Origin of the sequence: Tsukamurella pseudospumae, assembly GCF_001575195.1 — a bacterium.
Taxonomy (GTDB): Bacteria; Actinomycetota; Actinomycetes; order Mycobacteriales; family Mycobacteriaceae; genus Tsukamurella; species Tsukamurella pseudospumae.
The window spans coordinates 463,765-486,746 of sequence record NZ_LSRF01000058.1 but is presented as its reverse complement, the minus strand read 5'-3'; the positions used below and the strand labels follow the sequence as shown (position 1 = coordinate 486,746).

Here is a 22,982-nt window from a genome sequence, read left to right as displayed (position 1 = left end):
CGAAGTCTAGAACTGCCGCCAGGGCAGCCCTTCGGCGCGCCATCCGGCGGCGCCGCGATGTCCGAATGCGTCGACCGCGCCCTCGAATCCGTCGAGCACGTTGTAGGCGCGCGCGACACCGGCTGCGGTTGCGGTCTCCGCGGCGCCGATCGAGCGGTGGCCGGAGCGGCAGAGGAAGACCACGGGCGCGTCGTCGGTGATGCCCTTGGCGCGCAACTCGTCGACGAACCGCGGGTTGAGCGCACCGTCGGGATAGCGCTGCCATTCGACGAGCACCGGATGGCGCCCGACCTGCGAGAGCTCAGGGATGCCGACGTAATTCCACTCCGCTTCGGTGCGGCAGTCGACGAGGATCGCGGCCGGATCCTGTTGCAACAACTCCCAGGCCTCGCGGGGCGTCACGTCTCCGGCGTAGGTCATGAGCACTTCTTCCACGTGCCGTCCTCGCGGACGAACTTCGCCTGCTCGGTGCGCTCGCCGGCCTTCTCGTACCGGACGGTGAGCTGCGCGGTCGCGGCGTCGCCGGTGACGGTGAGGTCCTTGACGTCCTTCTCGTCGAGCTTCGCCTCGCCGTCCTTCTCGACGGCGGCCTTGCGCGCGTCGACGAACCCGGCCTCCTTCGGGAAGTCGGCGGCGGCGCGGTCCTTGGCGCAGGTGTTGGCGACGAGGTCCGAGTAGCGGCCCTTGTTCAGCGCCCCGTAGTACTGACCGATGGTGCGCTGCACCTTCGCCTCGTCGCTGAGCGGGTCGGGCCGGATGGCGTTCCAGCCGATGATGCCGCCGATCACCAGAACCGCGACCACCAGAGCGATCAGGAACGGGGTGGCCGTGGTGCCGCGTGCGGGTGCCGGATCGGCGGGGCTCTTGTCTGCGCTCACTGAAGTCTCTACCCTCTGCTACTAGAACGTGTTCCAGTGCCTGGCCGGGTGAAATGAACCACCCGCACTAGGAACGGTCGATAAGTCCGCACTAACCTGGTGGGGACTTCAACCGCGTATGCAGACAAAGGTAGCCGACTTCACATGACCGAACAGAACCGACCGTTGCGCGTAGCGATCGTGGGCGCGGGCCCCGCAGGCATCTATGCGGCGGACGCCCTCATGAAGTCCGACGAGGCGAAGGACCCGGGCGTCAGCATCGATCTCTTCGAGAAGATGCCCGCACCGTTCGGCCTGATCCGATACGGCGTCGCCCCTGATCACCCGCGCATCAAGGGCATCATCACCGCCCTGCACAAGGTGCTCGACAAGCCGCAGGTCCGGCTGCTCGGCAACCTCGACTTCGGCAAGGACTTCACGCTCGAGGACGTGCGCCGCCACTACGACGCGGTCATCTTCTCCACCGGCGCCGTGGCCGACCGCAACCTGGAGATCCCCGGCATCGACCTGGAGGGCAGCTACGGCGCCGCCGAGTTCGTGGCCTGGTACGACGGGCATCCGGACTTCTCCCGCGAGTGGCCGCTGACCGAGGAGAAGGTCGCCGTCCTGGGCGTCGGCAACGTGGGTCTGGACGTGGCCCGCGTGCTGGCCAAGACCGCCGACGAGCTGCTCCCGACGGAGATCCCGCCGAACGTCTACGAGGGCCTCAAGGTCAACAAGGCCAAGGAGGTGCACGTCTTCGGACGCCGCGGCCCCGCACAGGTGAAGTTCACGCCGCTCGAGCTCAAGGAGCTCGACCATTCGCAGACCATCGAGGTCGTCGTGAACCCCGAGGACATCGAGTACGACGAGGGCTCGGCGAAGGCCCGCCGCGAGTCGAAGATCACCGACCAGGTGGCCACGATCCTCGAGAACTACGCGATCCGCGAGCCGAACAACCGCCCGCACAAGCTGTTCATCCACCTGTTCGAGTCGCCGGTCGAGATCCTGGGCGAGAACGGCAAGGTCACGGGCCTGCGCACCGAGCGCACCGAGTTGGACGGCACGGGCAACGTGCGCGGCACCGGGAAGTTCACCGACTGGGAGATCGGTTCGGTCTACCGGGCCGTCGGCTACCTCTCGAACGACCTGCCGGAGATCCCCTTCGACGACCAGGCCGGTGTCATTCCGAACGAGGCCGGCCGCGTCGTCGACGCTGGTCAGCACATCACCGGCGTCTACACGACGGGGTGGATCAAGCGCGGTCCGGTCGGCCTCATCGGCCACACCAAGGGCGACGCCAACGAGACCATCGCCTGCCTGCTCGAGGACTTCCACGCCGGCAAGCTGAACGCCCCGTCGGACCCGTCGACCGAGGGCGTCACGAACTGGCTGGACGACCACGACACGCCGTACACCACCTGGGACGGCTGGTACCGCCTCGACGAGCACGAGCGCAGCCTCGGCGAGGCCGAGGGCCGCGAGCGCGTGAAGGTCGTCGAGCGCGACGACATGCTCGCCGCTTCGGAGCCGGGCAAGGTCGCGCAGGACTAGTCCGGATCCTTCCTACGACGGTGCCGCCGTCCCGATTTTTCGGGGCGGCGGCACTTTTCGCTCACGATGATTCTAATTCGGATGTTCCGCGACGACCGTCCCCGCAGGCGCGACCCGCTCGCCCTCGACGACGGCGGACGCCGATCGCGTCCCCGACGCCGTCGCGGTGACGGTGGTGGTGCTGGTCGTCGTCTTGGTCGTCGTGGTCGTGCTGGTGGTCGTCTTGGTCCGCGTGACGGTCACGGTCACCGTGCGCGCGACCTGCTCGCCCGCCGCGCAGCCGGTGCGCACCGATGCGCCCGTGCAGTCGGCTCCGGCAGGAGCCGCCGTCAGTACCGCTCCGACGGACAGTAGTCCGGCACACACGCCGAGCCCCGCTACAGCTCTCTTCATCATCGTGTCCTCCTCGTATCGATCCGGTTCACGGCCGATTCACTCCCACATGAATCCGTACGGTCCGTGCGTGCAGGTCTGCAGGCCGGTCGGTCCGACCCGCTGGGCTCCGACGGCGGTGCACCGCTCACCGTCCGGAGAGGCCGGCTTGACCGTCCAGATCCCGCCCGAGCAGGTGAGCCGTTGCAAGGGAGCAGTCTCACCGATGGTGCAGGATTTCCCCGGGGTCGGCGGGGTGAAGTCCCGCTGCCAGGTCCCGAAACGGCACTCGTAACCGGGCTTGGTCTCGAACATCCGACACTCGGGCTGCGACGGGTCCGCACTCGCCGAGCCCACCGTGACGAACAGCGGCAGAGCCAAAGCAGCCGCTGCGGCCGTGGCAGAGATACGAGACGTCCGAATCCTCCGATTCTGCCTGCGCAACATCGTAGGCGATGTTTCCTCCGCTACCGGCACACTCGGACGGACTCCGCGCCGACATGAGGCGTGTTCGATAGTGCCCGCCCAGCGGGCACAATCGACCGCAGGGAAGCGGCCACGGAGTACTACTCCCGCGCCCAGTCCCAGACCGGCCAGAGCGCGCGACCGAGGGCCTCACCGCGCTCAGTGAGTTCGTACTGCTTGTCGGGAAGCTTGCGGGCGATGCCCTTCTCGACGAGGTTCGCGAGCCGCGTCGCGAGCACGCTGGAGCTGCAATTGCCCATGCGCCTACGCAATTCGAGGAAGCCGAGCGATCCCGGCTCGAGCTCCCAGACGATGCGCAGCACCCAGCGCTGACCGAGAAGCTCCATGGCCGCGAGCACCTCGGGCTCCGATTCCTCGCGCCGCTGGGGCACCACATCGCGCACTGACACGACCTGAGCCTACTTGCGCTTCTGAATTCGAAGCGTCATGCTGACTGCAGTTCGAAATCAGAAGCATGGAGGTCGACGATGGCTGTTGTGGTCGTGACGGGCGCATCCCGCGGATCGGGCGCGGAGACGGCGGTGGCGCTCGGCGCCCGCGGACACGACGTGGTCGTGAACTACCGCGAGAAGGCACGCCGAGCGGAGCAGGTCTGCCAGCGGGTCCGCGCCGCGGGCGGGCGCGCGATCGCGGTCGGTGCCGATGTCACGGCCGAGCACGGCCCATCCGCGCTGTTCGACGCCGCGATCGCCGAGTTCGGGCGATTCGACGCGGTGGTCCTCAACGCGTCCGGCGGACTGGAACTGGGCGCGGACGAGGGCTACGCGATGCGCCTGAACCGGGACGCGCAGGTCGCGGCCGCGCGGGCGGCCTCGGAGCGTCTCTCCCCCGGCGGCCGCGTGGTCTTCGTGACGAGCCATCAGGCGCACTTCTCCCGGACGCACGCCGTGCCCGAGGGCTACGAGCCCATCGCGGCGAGCAAGCTCGCGGGAGAGCAGGCGCTGCGCGAGTTGGCGGCGACGAGTGGCCTCGACCTCCGCGTCGTCTCGGGCGACATGATCGACGGCACCATCGTGGTCCGCCTCCTCGAGCGCCGCGATCCCGCTGCGGTGCAGGCTCGGCGCGCGCACGGACCACTCCCCACGATCGACGAGTTCGCGGCGGCGATCGCCGATGCCGTCGAGTCCGAGGCACCGTCGGGCGGGACGACGTACGTGGGCGGCGCAGACTACTTAGGGTAGCCTCATTTCATGGGTAGAGGAGTGACCGGCCTGATCCTCAAGGCCATGCGGGCGGACGACTACGTGTTCACGGTCCTCGGAGCGGAGGCCGTCAGCGAGCACTACCACCGCGTCCGCTTCGACGGCGGCGAGTTCCTGCAGCGCAACCCCTGGTTCCCGACCATGTGGGTACGACTCTGGATCCCGAAGAGCGGCACCGCGACCACCGACGAGGACGCGGGCGACCTCGCGCAGCGCGGCTACACGATCATCGAACCGGAAGGTTCGGAGTTCACCATCGAGTTCGCGATCCACGACGGTCCCGCGCCGCGCTGGGCCCTCGACGCCGCGCCCGGCGATCGCATCGCGGCCACCATGATGGGCGCCGATCTGACGATCCCCGAGCACCCGGCACCGTCGGAGTACATCCTCGTGGGCGATGCCGCGTCGATCCCGGCGATCAACAGCATCCTGGGCACTGCGGCGGTTCCGTGCCGCGTCTTCCTCGAGTATCAGCACGACGGTGAGCGCGACCTTCCGGTGCACGCCGACCACGTCACGTGGATCGCGCGGGAGAACCGCGGCGCCGCACTGGTATCAGCGGTCCTCGCGGCCGGGCTCCCCTCCGATGCATTCCTCTTCGTCGTCGCCGAGACGAGGGCGACACGTGAGATCACCCGGACCGCGAAGCGGGACCTCGGCCTCGCCAAGGACCGGATCAAGTCGCAGGCGTACTGGCTCGACCGCGGATAACCACTGGCGCCGCATCCCGACGCGGACCTAGGGTGCACTGGTGAGTTCTTCAGCAGCAGCAGCCGCCGCCGCAGCCGCGGCGGCAGTGGTGGACCGCGGCCGCGCGTAGCGGCGGCGAAGCAGTCCCCCATCACATCCGCTTCACCGCCCCAGCACTTTCCGCTGGGCGGCGATCAACGCTGCCCGGGTGATCCTCGACCCGGAGACCTTTCATGTCCACCCATCGTGGCGGCCGTCATGAGCACGGCCAGAACTTCCTCACCGACCGCGAGGTCGTCGGCACCGTCGTCGACCTCGCCCGCCTCAGCACCGGACCGATCGTCGAGATCGGCCCCGGCGCAGGCGCTCTCACAGTCCCGCTGGCCGGACTCGGGAGGCCGCTGATAGCCGTCGAGATCGACGAGCGGTACGCGCATCGGGTTCGCCGGACGGTACCGCCGGCCAGTGTCGTGCACGGCGACTTCCTGCACTACCGACTACCCGGCCAGCCGCACGCGGTGGTGGGCAACCTGCCCTTCCACCTCACCACGGCGGTCCTGCGCAAACTGCTCCACGCGCCGCACTGGACCGACGCCGTCCTCATCGTGCAATGGGAGGTGGCACGGCGCAGGGCCGGTGTCGGCGGCACGACGATGATGACCGCCCAATGGCTGCCCTGGTACGAATTCCGTCTCGTACGAAGGATTCCCGCCACCGCGTTCGCGCCACGTCCCAGCGTGGACGCCGGGTTGCTCACGATCACGCGCCGGCTCGCGCCGCTGCTCGTGGACGGGCGACGACGCGAGTACGCGGCGTTCGTTCACGCCGTGTTCACAGGGCCTGGCCACGGCCTTCCGGAGATCCTCGCCGGGGTGGCGCGGCGGCACCGTCGGGCGGAGGCACGGAGGTGGGCAGCCGGACGCGGCCTCCGCGGAACCCCACTCCCCCGCGACCTCCGCGGAGAGGACTGGGTGGACGCCTTCGAGCGGTTCGCCTAGTCCTGCGGACGCTGCGGCGGCAGCCCCAGAGAGGTGGGTGGATTGTGGTCGTACTCCTCCGTCTCCGGCGGGTTCTGCTGCGCGGGCGGCTGATTCGAGGGCTGACGGGAGGCCGGCTGGATCGGTCGCGGGGCGGCGGGGCGTTGCCCCGTCGGCTCGGGGCGGCCGCCCGGTGCGCCCTGTTTCGGCGGCACGGGCGGCGCGGGCGGCGCGGGCGGCGCCGGACGAGCGGCGGCACCGGGCGGAATCACCGGCGAGGCGGCGGTGGGCGGAGCCGGCGGGACGGGATCCTGAGCGGGCGGCGCCTGCTGCGACGCGGGCTTGCCCAGCGAGGGCCGCTGCCCGGGGGCCTGCTGCGGCGGCGCGACCCGCGGCGGCTGCGCAGGCCCCTGCGACGCCGAGCCCTGCGCAGGCCCCTGCGACACCGGCCGCTGCATCGGCATCGCGCGGGTGGACAGGTCCTCCGGCTGCTGTGGTCGCTGGATCGGCACGGCGGTGGTCTCGGGCGCGCCCTGCTCCAGCGGGTCGGTGCTGTCCACGACGACGACACGCCCCGCGGCCTCCGCGGCGTTCGCCCGGGCGACCTCGACGGTGTCCGCGGTCGCGACCGCGACGCCGAGCCGGCGCTTCGCGTAGCCCTGCGGCTTGCCGAACAGGCGCAGGTCGCTCTCCGGCACGTCGAGGGCGCGGGCGACGCTGTCGAAGGCGACGGAGCTGCTGTCCTTCGTGCCGTAGATGACCGCGGACGCGGCGGGCGACATCAGCGAGGTGTCCACGGGCAGCCCGAGGATCGCGCGGGCGTGCAGCTCGAACTCCGAGAGCCGCTGCGAGCCGAGGGTCACGAGGCCGGTGTCGTGCGGGCGCGGCGAGACCTCCGAGAAGTACACGTCGTCGCCCTTCACGAACAGCTCCACGCCGAACACGCCGCGGCCACCGGTGCCGCCGTCGCCGAGCGCCGTGGCGATCCGGCCCGCGACCGAGGTCGCAGCGTCGTACGCGGACTGGCTCATCGCCTGCGGCTGCCACGACTCGATGTAGTCACCGTCGGACTGCCGGTGCCCGATGGGCTCGCAGAACCGAGTCACCACCTTGCCGCGCTCCGCGTCGTAGACGCGCACCGTGAGCAGCGTGATCTCGTAATCGAAGTCGACGAAGCCCTCGACGATGACCCGCTCGTTGCGCACCCGGGCGCCCTCGACCGCGTACTCCCACGCCGCCTCGAGCTCCTCCGCCGATCGGACCACGGACTGCCCCTTGCCCGAGCTGGACATCACGGGCTTGATCACGCACGGGAAGCCGACCTCGCGGGTTCCGGCGCGCACCTCCTCGAGCGAGGACGCGAAGGCGTAGGGCGAGCACGGCAGGCCCAGCTCCTCCGCGGCGAGCTTGCGGATCCCCTCCCGGTTCAGCGTCAGCGAGACCGCCCGCGCGGTGGGGATGACCTCGGTCAGGCCCGCCTCCTCGGCCGCGACGAGCGCGTCGGTGGCGAGCGCCTCGATCTCGGGGACCACGAAGTCGGGCTTCTCCTCCTCGATCACCCGGCGGACGGCCGCGGCATCGGTCATGTCGATGACGTGGCTGCGGTGCGCGACCTGCATCGCGGGCGCGTCGGCGTAGCGGTCGACGGCGATCGTCTCGACGCCGAGGCGCTGGAAGGCGATCACGACTTCCTTGCCCAACTCGCCCGATCCCAGCAGCAGTGCCTTGGTGGCGCCGGGGGTGAGCGCCGTGCCGATCCGCGGGTTGCCACCGGTCTCGCTGAGGTTCGTCATAGCGTCCATCATGGCAAACCCGCACGCCCTTCGGTGCGGCCGCCGACCCGTCGATTCGTGTTTGTTTCCGATCGTTCTGTGGTGGTGAGCGTTTCATTCGTTCTCACCCGAGCCGCGAGCAACCGTGCCAGTGTTCGGACGCATGAAAGCACTCGTGATCAGGAGCGCTGTCGTCGCCGCCACCGGTGGGCTCATCTTCGGCTTCGACACGGCGGTGATCTCCGGCGCCGAGAAGCAGATCCAGGAGCAGTTCTACCTGTCCGACCCGGCCCTCGGCTTCACCGTGACCACCGCGCTCATCGGCACCATCGTCGGCGCACTCGTCACCGGCAGGCTCGCGGACGTCTTCGGACGCAAGAAGGTGCTGTACGCGATCGGCGTGCTGTACGTCGTCAGCGCCATCGGGTGCGCGCTCGCGCCCACGTCGTCGGTGGAGATTCTCCAGGCGTTCCGGTTCCTCGGCGGCCTCGGCATCGGCGCTTCGAGCGTGTGCGCCCCGATCTACACGGCCGAGATCGCTCCACCGAAGTTCCGCGGCAGGCTCGTCGGACTGGTGCAGTTCAACATCGTGCTGGGCATCCTGGTGGCGTACGCGTCGAACGCCGTCATCCGCACCATCCTGGGCGACGACGCGAACGCGTGGCGCTGGATGCTCGGCGTGATGCTGGTTCCGGCAGTGTTGTTCCTGGTCATGCTCCCGACGGTGCCGGAGACGCCCCGATGGCTCGCCGGACACGGGGACCTCACCGCGGCGCGGGCCACCTCCGAGCGACTGTGCTCGACGACGGCCGAAGCCGACGCGCAGATGGCGGAGATCGAGGAGTCGCTGGCCGCCGAACAGGGACAGGCGAGGACGCGGTTCTACACGCGCGGTCACCGGAAGGTGATCCTGCTGGCCGTCGCGATCGCCTTCTTCAACCAGATGTCCGGCATCAACGCGATCCTCTACTACGCGCCGCGCGTGATGCAGGACGCCGGCGCGAGCACGAACGCCGCATACCTGATGTCCGTCGCGGTCGGCGTGATGAACCTGATCGCGACGATGGCCGCACTCACCGTGATCGACCGGCTCGGCCGTCGCCGACTGATGCTCATCGGCTCGGTGGGGTATCTGATCTCCCTCGGCTTCATGGCCGCCGTGATGTTCTACTACGAGAGCGGCGACCGCTCGTTCGACAGCACGTCGTCGATCCTGGTCCTGCTGGGGCTGATGGTCTTCATCGCCTCACACGCCTTCGGCCAAGGTGCCGTGATCTGGGTGTTCCTGTCGGAGATCTTCCCCAACAGCATCCGCGGGCGCGGGCAGGCGCTCGGCAGCCTCACGCACTGGGTGTGGGCCGCCATCACGAGTTTCGCCTTCCCACCGATCATCGGGGCGTTCGGCGGCGGCGTCGCCTTCTCCATCTTCTTCGGGTTCATGGTGCTGCAGTTGCTCTGGGTGATAAAGGTTATGCCCGAGACCAAGGGCATTCCGCTCGAGGAGATGGCCGAACGACTTGGGCTCGAGACGGAGACCGTGGGAGCCACCGATCCGCTTGCCCCGAAAGGACATTGAGATGACCGACCGCACGCTGTGCCTGGGCGAGGCCCTCGTCGACGTCGTGCTGCGCGACGGTGCCGACCCGACCGAGCACGTCGGCGGGAGCCTGTTCAACGTGGCGTGCGGTCTGGCCTCGCTCGGCGACCCGACATCGATCCTGTCGTGGTGGGGCCGCGACGTGCGCGGCCACCGCATCGCCGAGACCGCCGCGCGGGCCGGCATCGACGTGGTGGCCGGCACCGACGGCGCCGCCAACACGCCGCTCGCCTACGCGCACCTCGACGCAGAGGGACGCGCCACCTACGAATTCGACCTGACCTGGGACGTCGGTCCTGTCGGCGACGATCTGGAGCGCTACGGGCACCTGCACACGGGCAGCTTCGCCGCCACGCTCACGCCCGGCGCCGACCGCGTGCACGAGGTGGCCGGGCGGATCCGCGAGCACGCCACCGTCTCGTACGACCCCAACATCCGTCCCGCGCTGATGGGCACACCTGCGGAGGTGCTGCCGCGAGTGACCGAGATGATCGCGATGTCCGACGTGGTCAAGGCCAGCGACGAGGACATCGCCTGGCTGCACCCCGAGGAGCCGGTCGAGGACGTCATGCGCCGTTGGATCGCGGCGGGGCCCGCGATGGTCGTGGTGACCCGCGGGCCGTGGGGCGCGTACGCCCTCCTCGTGGGGAACCGCGACATGCTGCACGTGGACCAGCTGACCGTCGAGGTCGGCGATACCGTCGGGGCCGGCGACTCCTTCATGGCAGGGCTGGTCTCCGGCCTCCTGGACGCCGGGTACCTCGGCTCGCGGTACGCCGCCCGACGGCTCCGGGCCGCCCAGTGGAGCGACGTCCAGCCCGCATTGCACCGCGCCGTGATCACCTCCGCTCTCACCGTGAGCCGCGCCGGCGCCTACGCACCGTCGATGGGCGAAGTGCGGGCCGTGCGGGCGAAGGATCCCTCGCTGCGCTGAGCTTGTGCGCGCGGCACAGGACACAGGCGGCGCGTCATGTGTAGATCCGATTAGCCATGCGCGTCACGCAAACCCCTCAGCCTGAAGAGCCCCCTGAACCAGGACTACCTGGGTATGCGATTCCCGCATAGCCTTTTCGACTGACACCCGCCCCTCAAGGGCAGACACGGAACCGGCCGATCTCGCAGGCGATTGACACCAGATCCCCAGCGGAGCCGCTCATGATCGGATCCACGCGCGGTCGGTAGGACCGCACCGAACCGGAACGAGCACCCCATGACCGAGCCCACCACCCCGTCGCAGCCCGAGAACGGCGCCCCTGCCCAGGCCACCGCCCCGATCCCGGAACTCTCCGCGCCCGCGCCGGCAGCCGCGCCCGAGCCGGCGAAGCCACGCGCGCGAGTCGGCGCCGCGAAGGCGCTCGCGATCGCGGGCATCGTGTTCGGCCTGATCGGACTGACCGGCGTGAGCTTCACCGCCGGGTTCTGGGCCGGACACGACGGAGGCCACCACCGCGGGCACTCGATGCACCAGGGCGGCGGACAGCCGGGAAAGGAGGGCCGGACCGAGCACCGGATGCCGGGGCAGCGCGGTGAGAACGGCTCCCGGCCCACGCGCGAGGCCCAGCCACCGTCGGCCCCGAACTCCGCAGCGTCGACCGCGACGCCCGCGCCGACCCCCTAGCAGGGCCGGCGGGCGCCGGTATCAGACGATCGCGTGCCGGACGATCGTCTCGTCACGCCCCGGGCCGACACCGATGCAGGAGATGCGGGCCCCGGAGAGCTCCTCGAGCCGGAGCACGTAGTTCTGCGCGTTCTGCGGCAGGTCCTCGAACGTGCGGCACTCGGAGATGTCCTCCCACCAGCCCGGCATCGTCTCGTAGATCGGCGTGGCGTGGTGGAAATCGGTCTGGTTGGGCGGCATCTCGTCGTACCGCACACCGTCGATCTCGTAGGCCACGCAGATCGGCACGTTCTCGATGGAGCTGAGCACGTCGAGCTTGGTGAGGAAGTAGTCGGTGATGCCGTTGACGCGGGTCGCGTAGCGGGCGATCACGGCGTCGAACCAGCCGCAGCGACGCGCGCGCCCGGTGGTCACGCCGACCTCGCCGCCGTGCTTGGCGAGGTACTCGCCCCACTCGTCGAACAGCTCCGTCGGGAACGGGCCCGAGCCGACGCGCGTGGTGTACGCCTTGAGGATGCCCAGCACCGTCGTGATGCGGGTGGGGCCGATGCCCGAGCCCACTGATGCGCCACCCGACGTCGGGTTCGACGAGGTCACGTACGGGTACGTGCCGTGGTCGACGTCGAGGAGCGTGCCCTGCGAGCCCTCGAGCAGGATCGTCTCGCCGCGCTCGAGCGCGAGGTTGAGCTCGAGGCGCGTGTCGGCGATGCGGTGCTTGAAACTCTCCGCGAGCTCCAGCGTCTCGTCGACCACCTGGCGCGCGTCCAGCGCACGCCGGTTGTAGATCTTGGTGAGCACCTGGTTCTTGAACTCCAGGGCCGCCTCGACCTTCTGCGTGAGGATCGACTCGTCCAGCACGTCCTGCGCGCGGACGCCGACACGGGCGATCTTGTCCTGGTAGCAGGGGCCGATGCCGCGGCCGGTGGTGCCGATCTTCTTGTTGCCGAGGAAGCGCTCGGTGACCTTGTCGATCGCGACGTGGTACGGCATGAGCAGGTGCGCGTCGGCCGAGAGCAGCAGGTTCGACGTGTCGACGTCGCGGGCCTCGAGGCCGTCGAGCTCGGCGAGCAGGACCGACGGGTCCACCACGACGCCGTTGCCGATCACGTTCTTCACGCCCGGGGTGAGGATGCCCGACGGGATGAGATGCAGTGCGAACTTGTCACCGTTCGGGAGGACGACGGTGTGGCCGGCGTTGTTGCCGCCCTGGTAGCGAACCACCCACTGGAGCTTCTCGCCCAGCAGATCCGTCGCCTTACCCTTGCCTTCGTCGCCCCACTGGGCGCCGATCAGAACGATCGCGGGCATGACAATTCCCCTTCCGGCTCGGTACTCACCGTCAAGAATCACCTGGATAACGTCGAGCCGTGCCGCAACCTTACAGTAGGACCGGTGAGCTCCGTGACCCAGAGCACCGTCGTGGTGCGCGCCCCCGATGTCCGCATCCCGGGCAGCCTCCGCGACCTCGAAACGATCACCGTCGACCTCGACTCCGCGAAGGCGGAACTGAAGCAGAAGCTGACGTTTCCCCGACGGATCGTGGTCGCAGGTCCCGATGACCTGCTCGCGGCGGTGATCGCCCGGCTGATGGCATCGGAACGGCTCGACGTCGAGGTGGCGTACACGCCCACCGAGAACTCGCACGCCTCGGCGATCTACCCGCCCGGCGACCCCCTGACCGGCACTCCACGCTCCGTGCCGCTGATCCGCGACGACCGCGGGTTCGTGCTCGTCGGCAAGGCGAAGATCACCGGACCCGACGGCGGGCCCCTGACCGGGGAGACCTTCGTCGACTCGGAGAAGCTGTTCACGGGCCAGGCGAAGGCAGTGATCGTCGAGCCGACCGGCGAGGGCGACGGCGTGCGTGCCCGGCTCGGAAAGGGTCTGCGGCGCAAGTGGCTCACCGGCCGCGCCGCACAGACCGGCGGGCTCGAGCTGGTGGTGACCCGCGACGGCCGCACGGACCCCAGCGTCGTGACCCGCGCGACCTTCTACCGCAACACGGACGACTGGCTGCTCATCAGCTGACGGGGATCAGTCGCCGCGCCTCAGCCGTCGGCGGGCGGCTCGGCGCGCAGGCGCTCGGTGTGGGCCACCTGGTGCGCAGCGGCGACGCGCATGAAGCGCACGACGGTGGCCAGTTCGTCGGTTGTGAACCGGTCCAGCACGTCGGCACAGGCCGACGCGAGCATGGGCTCCATCGTCGCGTTCACGCGGTCGGTCAGTCTCGGCGTGGCGCGCACCAACACCTTGCGCCCGTCGTCGGGATGCGGGTGACGGGTCACGTACGCGCGCCGGGACAATCGGTCGATCATCGTGGTGACGCTCCCGGTGGTGAACCCCAGCGCATCAGCGATCTCCCGAGGCGTGACACCGTCCGCGCCGAACACCATCTCCAAGCAGGCCAGTTCGCTCGCGCTGACCCCCAGGATCCGAGCCGATTCACGGTCGAAACCCGCCACCGAGGCCTGATAGGCCTGTACCGCCGGTCCGACCTCGGCGTCGATATCGCTTGACATTCAAGCTACCCCTTCGCATGATTGCTTGATAATCAAGCTACATCGATCTGTGGAGAACACCATGAAGGCTCTCATCATCGGCGGCGGCGTCGCGGGCCCCGTCGCGGCAATGGCACTCGCGCGCGTCGGCGTCGACGCCGAGGTCTTCGAGAGGGACGAGCAGGGCGCGGAGCAGCGCGGATCGTGGGTGACCTTCCAGGCCAACGGCATGGACGCACTCCGGTCCATCGACGCCGACGGTCCACTGCACGACATCGGGTACCCCGTCGACGACATCGGTTTCGTCAACGGCAAGGGCCGCCCGCTCGGCACCATCCCACTCGCGGCACGCCGCGCCGACGGCCTGACGTCGCGCATGATGCCGCGCGCGGCGCTGTACACCGCGATGGCCGAGGAGGCCCGCCGTCGTGGCGTCGACGTGCGATTCGGCTCCCGACTGATCGCCGCCACCGTCGACGGAGCGGGAGTGACAGCCGAGTTCGAGGACGGCACCACCGCGCGCGGCGACATCCTGATCGGCGCGGACGGGATCCACTCCACGGTCCGCCGCCTCATCGATCCCTACGCACGGGCACCGCGGTACGTGCCGGTGCTCAACGTCGGCGGATACATCCCGGACTTCCACGTCGACGTCCCGGAGCGGGAGTTCCGCATGCAGTTCGGGATCCGCTGCTTCTTCGCGTGGATGCCGACGCCCGACGGCGGCACCGTCTGGTTCGCGAATCCACCCGCCCCCGTCGAGCCCGAACAGGGCGTCCTGTCGTCGATGACCGACGCCGAGTGGCGGGCGCGCCTGCACGAGCTCATGGACGGCGATGCCGGGCCGGCGCCGAAGATCATCGAAGCGGCGCAGGGGCCGCTCATCGGATGGGCCACCTACGACCTGCCCGTGGTCGACCACTGGCACGACGGCACCGGGCGGATGGTGGTGATCGGTGACGCCGCGCACGCCACCTCGCCGGCCGCAGGGCAGGGCGCGTCGATGGCCCTCGAGGACGCGGTGATCCTCGCTCAGTGCGTGCGCGACCGCGCCACGACGACCGAGGCCTTCGCCGCCTTCGAGGGACTGCGCCGCGCGCGCACCGAGCGGATCGTCGCCGAGGGACGTCGCGCGTCGAACTCGAAGGCCGCCGGCCCGGTGGGGCGAATGGTCCGCGACCTGATGCTGCCGCTGATGTTCCGCCGCGCCGCCAAGGACGGCGGGAGGTCGCTGATGTGGCTGCAGGGCCATCACATCGACTTCGCCACCCCTGTCTGACCCCGGGCTACTCGGGCGGCTTCGCTGTGTCCTTCCGCTTCTGCACGTCGTGCATCTGCGCGACGGCCGAGGTCCGCGACAGGCCGGCGACCTGCAGCAGGTCGACGATGGTCGAGCGCAGCTGACCGTAGATCATCACCTCGTTGAGCGACTCGCTGTCCGCCATGTCGTCGTGCATCGGCAGCTTGTTCGCGCGTCGCGCCGCCGAGCGCAGGACCCGCGCCGCCTCGGCCTGGTCGGGCTGCGCGCCCGGCTCGGCGAGCACCACGTCGCGCAGGATCTTGAACGAGTCCGCCAGCCGGCCGATCTCCGTGACCAGGCCCGGGTCGATCCGCTCGCCGTTCTGGTTCGACGCGAGCGCCCGCCGCGACATCACCCGCACGTTGCGGACCGCGTTGTCGAGCGGATCGGCGATGGCCTGCAGCTTGTCCATCCGCGGCCGCGAGCTCCAGAACATCGGCGAGACCTTCGTGATCTCCAGGCCGCCCGCCAGGTCCGCCGAGAGCTGGTCCAGGTCCGGCTGGGTCGCCCGGGCCGTCTCCAGGGCCCACTCCAGCGACGAGATGTCGCGATCGGTGAGGCCCGCGGCGATGGACGCGACCACGCGACGCATCGTGTCCAGCACCTTCGCGGCGTCCTTGCGGGGACGACGGGCCGGGCTGTTCGGGATGATCGCTGCGATCAGCACACCCACCAGACCGCCGATGAGCGCGTCGAGCATGCGGGTCCAGCCACCCGTCGAACCGGGCGGGATGAGGGTCGCGACGAGCACGGCCGACGATGCCGCCTGCATCGGCACCAGCGGCCCGCGGTCTGCCAGGAGCGCGACCGACATCGCGATGGCCACGACCAGGCCCAGCTGCCACGGCCCGGTGCCGATCGCGCTGATCAGCAGATCGCCGACACCGATGCCGAGGGTGACACCGCCGACCAGTTCCAAGGATCGCCGCAGTCGCTGCTGCAGCGAGAGCCCCAGCGAGATGATCGCCGCGATCGGCGCGAAGAAGGGCGAGACGTGCCCGATCAGATCGTTCGCGATGAACCAGGCGACCGCCGCGGCGACCGCGCACTGCAGGACCGGCAGTTTCGCGTTCCAGAGCCGTTTGGTCCGGCCCTGGATCGTCTGCGGCAGCGCATCGTGCTGCCGCAGCAGGCGCCTACGCGCCGAGTCCGAGAGCGCCCGCGGCTTCGGGGTCACAATCGTTCACCAGGTCGAGGCAGCGCAGGTACTCGTCTTCCTCACCGATCGTCTGCGCGGCTCGGGCCAGCGCGGCGACGGCGCGGAGGAAGCCGCGGTTGTTCTCGTGGCTGTAGGGCACCGGGCCGAAACCGCGCCAGCCCTGACGGCGCAGCTGGTCCAGTCCGCGGTGGTAGCCGGTGCGGGCGTAGGCGTAGGCGGTGACCGCCTGGCCCGCGTCGAGCGCGGCCTCCGCGAGGGTCGCCCACGCCAGCGACGAGGTCGGGAAGTCCGCAGCCACCTCGGCGGCCGCACGTCCCTGATTCAGCTGGAGTTCCGGCTCCTCGTCGAGGTCGAGCAGAACCGGGGGCGGACCGAGCAGATCTCCGAACGACGTCATGCGCTCCAGTGTTCCACGCGGCGAGCACCTGAGGTCCGGGACGTGCATCGCCGCGGCCGCGGCCCGATCCGTCCAGCTGCGGACGGCTAGTCTGTCAGGTGATCCGTGTGCGGCGCGCCGCCGCGGGTGCAGCCGAGCAGACGAACGAGGGGATGGCGGGATCTATGGCGCGGGATGACAACCGGGGGCCCCTGTCGAGACTGCGCGACCTGCGCGGACGGCTCGCGTCCTGGCCCGCGGCACCGCTGCACGACCACGACGACACCGCCGGCACACTCGGCAGCGCACCCGCCGACGCCGTGACGCCCTCCCATTCCGACTCCCTCGCGCAGCTCGTCGGCGCCGCACCGTCGACCGCCCCCAGTGAGGCGGAGACCACCGCGCTCCCTATCGACGGTGCCGCCCCCGCCCCGGAGGGAGGCACTCCGTCCGGGGCGGAGACCCGGGTGCTGCCCGTCGCCGGCCGCCCGGGCACCGAACCGGCCGACGGTTCCGACGACGCCCCGACGAAGGACCGGGCCTCGGAGGACGAGGTCCCCGAGGACGCCGCCTCCGAGGCGGACGCGAGCGGCGGAGCCGCCGCGTCGCCCTTGCGCACGGTGGGGCCCGTGGTGACCACGCCGCCCATCCCCGAGGGCGCCGACGCCGAGACGACCGTCCTGCCCGTCACCGCACGGCCCAGCGCCGCGAAGACCACCGCGTTCGCCGTACCCGAGAGCGCCGCGGTGGAGCAGGCCGACGACACGCCGGCCGATGAGGCCGTGACCGAGGGCGTCGCCATCGAGGCCGAGGCCGCAGCTTCGACGGCCGACGAGGTCGAGAACGCCGAGGCTGAGACTGCCGGCGAGCCGCAGACCGACGACGCGGACGATGCAGGCGATGCGGAAGCCGTCAGCACGGACGCCGCGGTCGCGGAGCCCGCCGAGGCGGAGAGCACCGAGGCACCGGTCTGTGAGGACGTCGATGCAGGGGCACCGGAGGGTCCGACGGCGGAGTCGACGGAGTCGGAGGACGCGGAGCCGGAGGACGCGGAGCCGGAGGACGCGTCGGCCGACATCGACGGCGAGAACGCCGCCGAGGACCAGGCGGACGACGCATCAGCGTCGCAGGACGCCGAGGACGAAGCCCACGTCGGCGCTGCCGGCGCCGGTGTCGCCGCGGCTGCGGTCGCCGCGGGAGCCGTCGGCATCGTGGCCGCCTCGACCGATGAGGCCGGGGAATCGGACTCGGAAACCGTTGACGAGGACGCGGATTCCACAGCTCCCGACGATGAGCCCTCCGACGATGAGCCCGACGCCGCGCAGGACACCGACGAGGCCGCGACCGTCGACGAAGACGCCGTCGAGGAGGACGCCGACGAGCCGGACGACAGTGCCGAGTCGAACAACGAGGACGATCTCGAGGCGGACGACACCGATGCCGACCTCGCGGGCGAGGCGGACGACGGCGCACCGTCGGGCGACTCCCCGGAGAGCGAGGCTCCGGCGGACGAGGCTCCGGCGGACGAAGCTCCGGCGGACGAGGTGGCACCGTCGCCGCTGCGCACCGTCGGACTGGTGAAGACCGACGCCCCCGAGCCCGAGACGACCACCGACGAGGACGACGCGTCCACGACGGTGCTGCCCGTCGCGTCGCGCCCGGACCAGGCGGTCATCGACACCGAGCAGAACGAGCTGCCGGACGCGACACCCGCGACCGAGGTGCTGCCGCTCGCGCCGCTGCCGTCCCCGCCCGCTCCCCCGGCCGCGCCGAACGCAGCCGCCGTCGCCGCCCCGGAGACGCCGGTCACCCGGCAGTCGCCGGAGTACATCGCCCCGGCCGGACCGCAGACGACTCCCCCGCGGGGTGGTGAGCCCACGGGCGGCGGAAAGCTGAAATGGATCATCGCGGCCGCCGTCGTGGTGATCGCAGCGGTCGTGGCGGTCGTCCTGCTCGTGGTTCCGAAGTCGGGTTCGGGTTCGGACGCGTCGGGCGATCCCCGGCAGGCGGCGGCCAACGCGACCACCTCGTTCGTCGGGGCCGTGAACCGGGGCGACCTGACCGCGCTGCGCGAGCAGACCTGTGGCGGCGCCAAGACCTATTACGACGGCATCGGCGACGGCCAGTGGCAGCGCGTCTACGACAACGCCAAGGCCGACGGCCTGCTCCCGGAGCTCGACGGCCTGCAGGCCGTGGACGTGCGTGGCGACCGCGCAGAGGTCCAGGTCGAGGTGCATTACGCCGGGAACCCCAGCGCGAAGGTCAACCACACGCTGTCGCTGGAGAAGGACGGGGACGCCTGGAAGGTGTGCACCCGCGTCGGAACGCGATGACCTCGCCGTCCGAGGAGCCCACGCTCCGGAACGGGAAGCCGCTCAAGCCGGCCTCGGCACCGTCGGAGCCCAAGCTCGCATACTCCGAGGTCACGAATCCGCCTGCGCCGCGGACCGATCGGATCGCGCGCGGCGCCGGGCGGGTCACCCCGCCTCGTCGCACCGCCACGCCGCCGATGGCGGCCCCGCACCAGATGGCGCCCCGACCGCACCATCAGCACGGCCACCCGCAGCAGAGGCCGTCGGTCCCGGTGCCCCCGGCGCAGGCCCACCGCGCGGCGCCGCAGCCGGGGCGCGCGCATTCCCCTGCCCCAGCGAGTCACCGGTCCGCCGGACAGCAGCAGGCGATGGGCCCCGCGCCCGCACCGGCCCCGAAACGCACGGGGCCGCGGCTCACCGGCCCGGAGTGGGCGGCGGCCGCGGCCATGATCGTGCTGGTCCTCGCGGTGATCCTGGGGCTGGCCCTGGCCTGAGGCCGGGCCGCCCTGCGGCTACCTCGTGCTGGTGGACTTTCCGGCGGAGTGCAGGTCGTTGCACGCCTCCACCACCCGCTCAGCCATCGACGCCTCGGCCTTCTTCAAATACGCGCGAGGGTCATAGGTCTTCTTGTTCCCGACCTCCCCATCGACCTTGAGCACACCGTCGAAATTGCTGAACATGTGCCCGGCCACCGGACGGGTGAACGCGTACTGCGTATCGGTGTCGACATTCATCTTCACCACCCCGTACGACAGAGACTCCTCGATCTCCGACTTCAGCGAACCCGAACCACCATGGAAGACGAACGAGAACGGCTTGCTCCCCGCCGGCAACCCCAACTTCTCCGAGGCCACCTTCTGCCCGTCCCCGAGCACCGACGGCCGCAACTTCACATTCCCCGGCTTGTACACACCATGAACGTTGCCGAACGTCGCCGCCAGCAGATAGCCCTCGGTGCCCAGCGCATCGACCGTCTTCGCGAAATCCTCATCCGAGGTGAACAGCTTGTCGTTGATCTCGTTCTCGACACCGTCCTCCTCACCACCGACCACACCGATCTCGATCTCCAGGACGATGTTCGCCGCCTTGCACTTCGCCAGCAGCTCCTGCGCGATCTCCAGGTTCTCCTCCAGCGGGATCGCCGAACCGTCCCACATGTGCGACTGGAACAACGGATTCTGCCCGTTGCGGACACGCTCCGCGGAGATCTCCAGCAACGGCCGCACCAGGCCATCGAGCTTGTCCTTCGGGCAATGATCCGTATGCAGGGCCACCGTCACGTCGTACTGCGCCGCCACCACATGCGCGAACTCCGCCAACGCCACCGCGCCCACGACCATGTCCTTGACACCCAGGCCCGAACCGAACTCCGTACCACCGGTGGAGAACTGAATGATCCCGTCACTACCGGCATCAGCGAAACCCTTGATCGCCGCGTTGATCGTCTCGCTGGAGGTGCAGTTGATCGCCGGGTAGGCGAAACCACCGTCGCGAGCACGATCGAGCATCTCGCGGTAGGCCTCGGGGGTTGCGATGGGCATTGTGTGTCCTCCTGAGCGGTTCTGCGTTTCCAGGTGAAAGACTATCGCCCATGGAGCTTGCAGTTGGGCTGGTCGCTCTGGTGGCCACCGTTCTCGTGGTCAGTGCACTGTGCGACCGGTTCGGTCTGGCCGCGCCGCTCGTGCTCACGGTCGTGGGCATCGGCGTGTCCTTCGTCCCGCAGATCCCCGATGTCCCGCTGCATCCCGACGTCGTGCTGCTGGGTCTGCTGCCGCCGCTGCTCTACGCGGCCGCGTCGAAGGCCTCGCTGGTCGACTTCAAGGAGAACATCCGCCCGATCGGCATGCTGTCGGTCGGGCTCGTGCTGTTCACCGCTGCCGCGGTCGGTGCGGTGGCCTCCTGGCTGCTCGACATCCCGTTCGCCGCGGGGCTCGCGCTCGGCGCGATCGTCGGGCCGCCGGACGCGGTCGCCGCCACCGCTGTCGGGCGTCGGATCGGCCTGCCGCGACGGGTGACCACGCTCCTCGAGGGCGAATCCCTGTTCAACGACGCGACCTCGATCGTGCTGCTCCGCACCGCGATCGCGGCGATCGCGGGCACCGTCGGATTCTGGCAGGTCCTCGGCTCGTTCGCGCTGAGCGCTGTGGGCGGTGTGGTCGTCGGCGTCGTCATCGCACTGATCCTGCGTTTCCTGTTGCGCCGCCTCATCGACCCCGTACTGACCACCGGCATCACCCTGATCAGCCCGTGGCTCGCCTACCTCCCCGCCGAGCACATCCACGGCTCGGGCGTGGTCGCCGTGGTCGTCGCCGGGCTGATCGTCGCCTACAAAGCGCCCACCGACCAGACCGCGATCGGCCGCATGTCCGCGCGGATCAACTGGAACACCCTCCAGTTCTTACTGGAGAACTCCGTGTTCCTCCTCATCGGCCTGCAGATGCGCACGATCTTCGAGGGAGCCGCGAACTCCTCGGTCGGCTGGCCGCTGATCATCACGGCCTGCGCGGCCGTCATGGCGACGGTGATCGTCGCGCGTGTGGTGTGGTGCGCTCCGTCCGCCCTCATCTCGATCCGGGTGGGCGAGCGGAGCGAACGCCTGTCGGCGGGCGAGATGACGGTGCTCTCGTGGGCCGGTATGCGCGGCGTGGTGACCCTGGCCGCCGCGTTCATCCTCCCGGCCGACTGTCCGGACCGGGAGGTCCTCGTGTTCGCCGCCATGGTCGTCGTGGCGGGCAGCCTGCTGATCCAGGGTTCGACGTTGCCGGGGCTGGCCAAGCTGCTCAAGGTCCGGGGGCCGAACGCCCGTACCGACGCGCTGCAGCAGGCGGTGGTCATGCGGGCCGCGATCACGGCCGGGATCGAACGCCTGGACACGATCGCCGCGAGCCCGCAGAACACCGTCCCCGCGCCGGTGATCGACCGGATCCGCGACCTCGCGATCACCCGCGAGCGGTCGTTCTGGGAGCGCCTCGGCCCGGAGTCGAACAACACCCCAGCGGCACAGGTCCGCGAGATCCGGCTGCAGATGATCGAAGCGGAGCGCGACGAGGTGCTGCGGCTGCGCGACACCGGCCAGGGCGACCACGAGGTCCTCGAGCAGGTCCTCAGCAACCTCGACGTCGAGGAGGCGATGCTCACGGTGTCCGCGGTCCGCAGCGAGCGCGTCGCGGTGGCGGAACTCCTCACTCCGCCATGGTCGCACGAGGAGTGTGACCATCTCCGCGTCTCCGATGCCTTCGCCGACCCGGTGCCGCTGAGCGAGACCTGCCTCGAGTGCATCGCCGACGGGGACAACCCCGTCGCCCTCCGACTCTGCCTGACCTGCGGGCACGTCGGATGCTGCGACTCGTCCGAGGGCAAGCACGCGACCGCGCACCACGAGACGACGAACCACCCCGTGATCCGCAGCTTCGAGTCCGGGGAATCCTGGCGATGGTGCTACATCGACGAACTGTTGAAGTAGAACCGGCGTCCGGGCCGGTATTCTGGTCGTCGTGCCTCTCAACGACCTGACTCTGGCCGCCTCGACCACCATGCAGGCGTTCGCCCTCAAGGACATCACCGACCCCATCGCCGTCCTCAACGCCTTCGGCGGCATCGCCCTCTTCGGCCTGCTGCTGGTGGTGTTCATCGAGTCCGGCGTCCTCTTCCCGGTCCTCCCGGGCGACTCGCTGCTGTTCGTCGCGGGGCTGCTCGCTTCGGCCGGCGCGACCGGCGTCGCGGTGGGCGACGCCACCTACACCGGCAAGGCGATGACTCTCCCGTGGCTTCTGATCAGCGTGCCAGTGGTCGCTGTGCTCGGAGGCGTCGTCGGCTACTTCATCGGCCGTTTCGGTGGATCGACCTTCTTCAAGCCCGACGCGCGCTTCCTCAAGACCAAGTACCTCGACGAGTCGCACGCGTTCTTCGAGAAGTACGGCCCCGCCACGCTGGTGCTGGCTCGCTTCGTCCCGTTCGTCCGCACCTTCGCGCCGCTCGCAGCGGGAGCGGCACAGATGAACTTCGCGAAGTTCATGATGTGGACGGTCATCGGCGCCGTGGTCTGGGGTGACGGCATCCTACTGCTCGGCTTCTGGCTCGGCAAAGTGGAATTCATCCGCAACCACATCGACATCATCTTCATCGTGATCGTCCTGGTCTCGGTACTCCCGATCGCCCTGGGCGCCGTGAAGAAGTACCTCGCGGGCCGCCGCACCGACGCAACCGCATAGG

The 22,982-nt window shown here is 69.9% G+C and carries 24 protein-coding genes; 13 read left to right on the top strand and 11 right to left on the bottom strand.

Going from position 1 to position 22,982, the window contains the following annotated elements; genetic code table 11:
- Positions 1–6: 6 nt before the first annotated feature.
- Entirely contained in the window at positions 7–420 is a 414-nt protein-coding gene (locus AXK60_RS20670; protein ID WP_068574044.1) for a rhodanese-like domain-containing protein, read from the bottom strand.
- The gene (locus AXK60_RS20665; protein WP_068574042.1) at positions 417–878 is read right to left on the bottom strand and encodes an Rv0361 family membrane protein; all 462 of its coding nucleotides are present in this window, start codon (positions 876–878) and stop codon (positions 417–419) included. Before AXK60_RS20665 ends, AXK60_RS20670 begins: the two co-directional genes overlap by 4 nt.
- Before the next feature lie 144 nt (positions 879–1,022).
- On the opposite strand from AXK60_RS20665, the gene AXK60_RS20660 reads away from it, so the two are divergent.
- On the top strand, positions 1,023–2,411 hold the full coding sequence (locus AXK60_RS20660) for an FAD-dependent oxidoreductase (protein WP_068574040.1): 1,389 nt from the start codon (positions 1,023–1,025) through the stop codon (positions 2,409–2,411).
- A 72-nt stretch (positions 2,412–2,483) separates the two neighbouring features.
- Here AXK60_RS20660 and AXK60_RS27165 read toward each other — a convergent pair whose 3' ends face one another.
- The 3 genes from AXK60_RS27165 to AXK60_RS20645 form a co-directional block, all read right to left on the bottom strand.
- Positions 2,484–2,807, bottom strand: a complete 324-nt coding sequence (locus tag AXK60_RS27165) for a hypothetical protein (RefSeq protein ID WP_156485596.1) — start codon at positions 2,805–2,807, stop codon at positions 2,484–2,486.
- A gap of 36 nt (positions 2,808–2,843) precedes the next feature.
- On the bottom strand, positions 2,844–3,164 hold the full coding sequence (locus tag AXK60_RS20650; RefSeq protein ID WP_068574036.1) for a hypothetical protein: 321 nt from the start codon (positions 3,162–3,164) through the stop codon (positions 2,844–2,846).
- A gap of 185 nt (positions 3,165–3,349) precedes the next feature.
- Positions 3,350–3,658, bottom strand: a complete 309-nt coding sequence (locus AXK60_RS20645) for a winged helix-turn-helix transcriptional regulator (protein WP_068574034.1) — start codon at positions 3,656–3,658, stop codon at positions 3,350–3,352.
- Between the two features lie 78 nt (positions 3,659–3,736).
- Between AXK60_RS20645 and AXK60_RS20640 the strand changes: the two genes are divergently transcribed.
- The 3 genes from AXK60_RS20640 (at position 3,737) to erm (ending at position 6,159) form a co-directional block, all read left to right on the top strand.
- The gene (locus AXK60_RS20640) at positions 3,737–4,450 is read left to right on the top strand and encodes an SDR family oxidoreductase (RefSeq protein ID WP_068574032.1); all 714 of its coding nucleotides are present in this window, start codon (positions 3,737–3,739) and stop codon (positions 4,448–4,450) included.
- A gap of 9 nt (positions 4,451–4,459) precedes the next feature.
- Positions 4,460–5,182, top strand: coding sequence for a siderophore-interacting protein (locus AXK60_RS20635; RefSeq protein ID WP_068574031.1), 723 nt, complete (start codon positions 4,460–4,462; stop codon positions 5,180–5,182).
- Between the two features lie 212 nt (positions 5,183–5,394).
- Positions 5,395–6,159, top strand: coding sequence for a 23S ribosomal RNA methyltransferase Erm (erm, locus tag AXK60_RS20630; protein WP_068574029.1), 765 nt, complete (start codon positions 5,395–5,397; stop codon positions 6,157–6,159).
- Here erm and purT read toward each other — a convergent pair.
- The gene (gene purT, locus AXK60_RS20625) at positions 6,156–7,931 is read right to left on the bottom strand and encodes a formate-dependent phosphoribosylglycinamide formyltransferase (protein ID WP_244881145.1); all 1,776 of its coding nucleotides are present in this window, start codon (positions 7,929–7,931) and stop codon (positions 6,156–6,158) included. The genes erm and purT overlap by 4 nt on opposite strands.
- A 142-nt stretch (positions 7,932–8,073) precedes the next feature.
- Here purT and AXK60_RS20620 point away from each other — a divergent pair, with 142 nt between their 5' ends.
- The 3 genes from AXK60_RS20620 to AXK60_RS20610 all read left to right on the top strand — a co-directional run bounded on the left by AXK60_RS20620 (position 8,074) and on the right by AXK60_RS20610 (position 11,125).
- Positions 8,074–9,486, top strand: coding sequence for a sugar porter family MFS transporter (locus AXK60_RS20620; RefSeq protein WP_068575266.1), 1,413 nt, complete (start codon positions 8,074–8,076; stop codon positions 9,484–9,486).
- A 1-nt stretch (position 9,487) separates the two neighbouring features.
- On the top strand, positions 9,488–10,441 hold the full coding sequence (locus tag AXK60_RS20615) for a carbohydrate kinase family protein (protein WP_068574025.1): 954 nt from the start codon (positions 9,488–9,490) through the stop codon (positions 10,439–10,441).
- A 276-nt stretch (positions 10,442–10,717) separates the two neighbouring features.
- Entirely contained in the window at positions 10,718–11,125 is a 408-nt protein-coding gene (locus tag AXK60_RS20610; protein ID WP_068574023.1) for a hypothetical protein, read from the top strand.
- 21 nt (positions 11,126–11,146) lie between these two features.
- Here AXK60_RS20610 and AXK60_RS20605 read toward each other — a convergent pair whose 3' ends face one another.
- Positions 11,147–12,433, bottom strand: coding sequence for an adenylosuccinate synthase (locus AXK60_RS20605; protein ID WP_068574021.1), 1,287 nt, complete (start codon positions 12,431–12,433; stop codon positions 11,147–11,149).
- 84 nt (positions 12,434–12,517) lie between these two features.
- Between AXK60_RS20605 and AXK60_RS20600 the strand changes: the two genes are divergently transcribed.
- The gene (locus tag AXK60_RS20600) at positions 12,518–13,153 is read left to right on the top strand and encodes a hypothetical protein (RefSeq protein WP_068574019.1); all 636 of its coding nucleotides are present in this window, start codon (positions 12,518–12,520) and stop codon (positions 13,151–13,153) included.
- 20 nt (positions 13,154–13,173) lie between these two features.
- Here the strand turns inward: AXK60_RS20600 and AXK60_RS20595 are convergent, their stop codons facing one another.
- Positions 13,174–13,644 carry a MarR family winged helix-turn-helix transcriptional regulator gene (locus tag AXK60_RS20595; protein WP_068574017.1) on the bottom strand — a complete coding sequence of 157 codons (471 nt, stop codon included), beginning with the start codon at positions 13,642–13,644 and terminating at the stop codon, positions 13,174–13,176.
- Positions 13,645–13,705: 61 nt separating this feature from the next.
- Here AXK60_RS20595 and AXK60_RS20590 point away from each other — a divergent pair, with 61 nt between their 5' ends.
- Positions 13,706–14,902, top strand: a complete 1,197-nt coding sequence (locus AXK60_RS20590; protein WP_068575265.1) for an FAD-dependent oxidoreductase — start codon at positions 13,706–13,708, stop codon at positions 14,900–14,902.
- A gap of 7 nt (positions 14,903–14,909) precedes the next feature.
- On the opposite strand, the gene AXK60_RS20585 is transcribed toward AXK60_RS20590, so the two are convergent.
- Both AXK60_RS20585 and AXK60_RS20580 read right to left on the bottom strand, forming a co-directional pair.
- Positions 14,910–16,100 carry an FUSC family protein gene (locus AXK60_RS20585; protein ID WP_068574016.1) on the bottom strand — a complete coding sequence of 397 codons (1,191 nt, stop codon included), beginning with the start codon at positions 16,098–16,100 and terminating at the stop codon, positions 14,910–14,912.
- A complete protein-coding gene (locus AXK60_RS20580; RefSeq protein WP_068574014.1) occupies positions 16,060–16,479 on the bottom strand; it encodes a DUF3151 domain-containing protein in 420 nt (139 codons plus the stop codon). The genes AXK60_RS20585 and AXK60_RS20580 overlap by 41 nt, the downstream gene beginning before the upstream one ends.
- Positions 16,480–16,643: 164 nt before the next feature.
- Here AXK60_RS20580 and AXK60_RS20575 point away from each other — a divergent pair, with 164 nt between their 5' ends.
- Both AXK60_RS20575 and AXK60_RS20570 read left to right on the top strand, forming a co-directional pair.
- Positions 16,644–18,791, top strand: a complete 2,148-nt coding sequence (locus tag AXK60_RS20575; protein WP_068574012.1) for an Rv0361 family membrane protein — start codon at positions 16,644–16,646, stop codon at positions 18,789–18,791.
- A complete protein-coding gene (locus tag AXK60_RS20570) occupies positions 18,788–19,264 on the top strand; it encodes a hypothetical protein (RefSeq protein WP_139058063.1) in 477 nt (158 codons plus the stop codon). The genes AXK60_RS20575 and AXK60_RS20570 overlap by 4 nt, the downstream gene beginning before the upstream one ends.
- Positions 19,265–19,282: 18 nt before the next feature.
- On the opposite strand, the gene fbaA is transcribed toward AXK60_RS20570, so the two are convergent.
- Positions 19,283–20,311: a class II fructose-bisphosphate aldolase gene (gene fbaA / locus AXK60_RS20565; RefSeq protein ID WP_068574008.1), complete on the bottom strand. Its 1,029-nt coding sequence runs from the start codon at positions 20,309–20,311 to the stop codon at positions 19,283–19,285.
- A 50-nt stretch (positions 20,312–20,361) separates the two neighbouring features.
- Here fbaA and AXK60_RS20560 point away from each other — a divergent pair, with 50 nt between their 5' ends.
- Both AXK60_RS20560 and AXK60_RS20555 read left to right on the top strand, forming a co-directional pair.
- A complete protein-coding gene (locus AXK60_RS20560; RefSeq protein WP_068574006.1) occupies positions 20,362–22,233 on the top strand; it encodes a Na+/H+ antiporter in 1,872 nt (623 codons plus the stop codon).
- Positions 22,234–22,264: 31 nt separating this feature from the next.
- The gene (locus AXK60_RS20555; protein WP_139058062.1) at positions 22,265–22,981 is read left to right on the top strand and encodes a DedA family protein; all 717 of its coding nucleotides are present in this window, start codon (positions 22,265–22,267) and stop codon (positions 22,979–22,981) included.
- Position 22,982 lies beyond the last annotated feature (1 nt).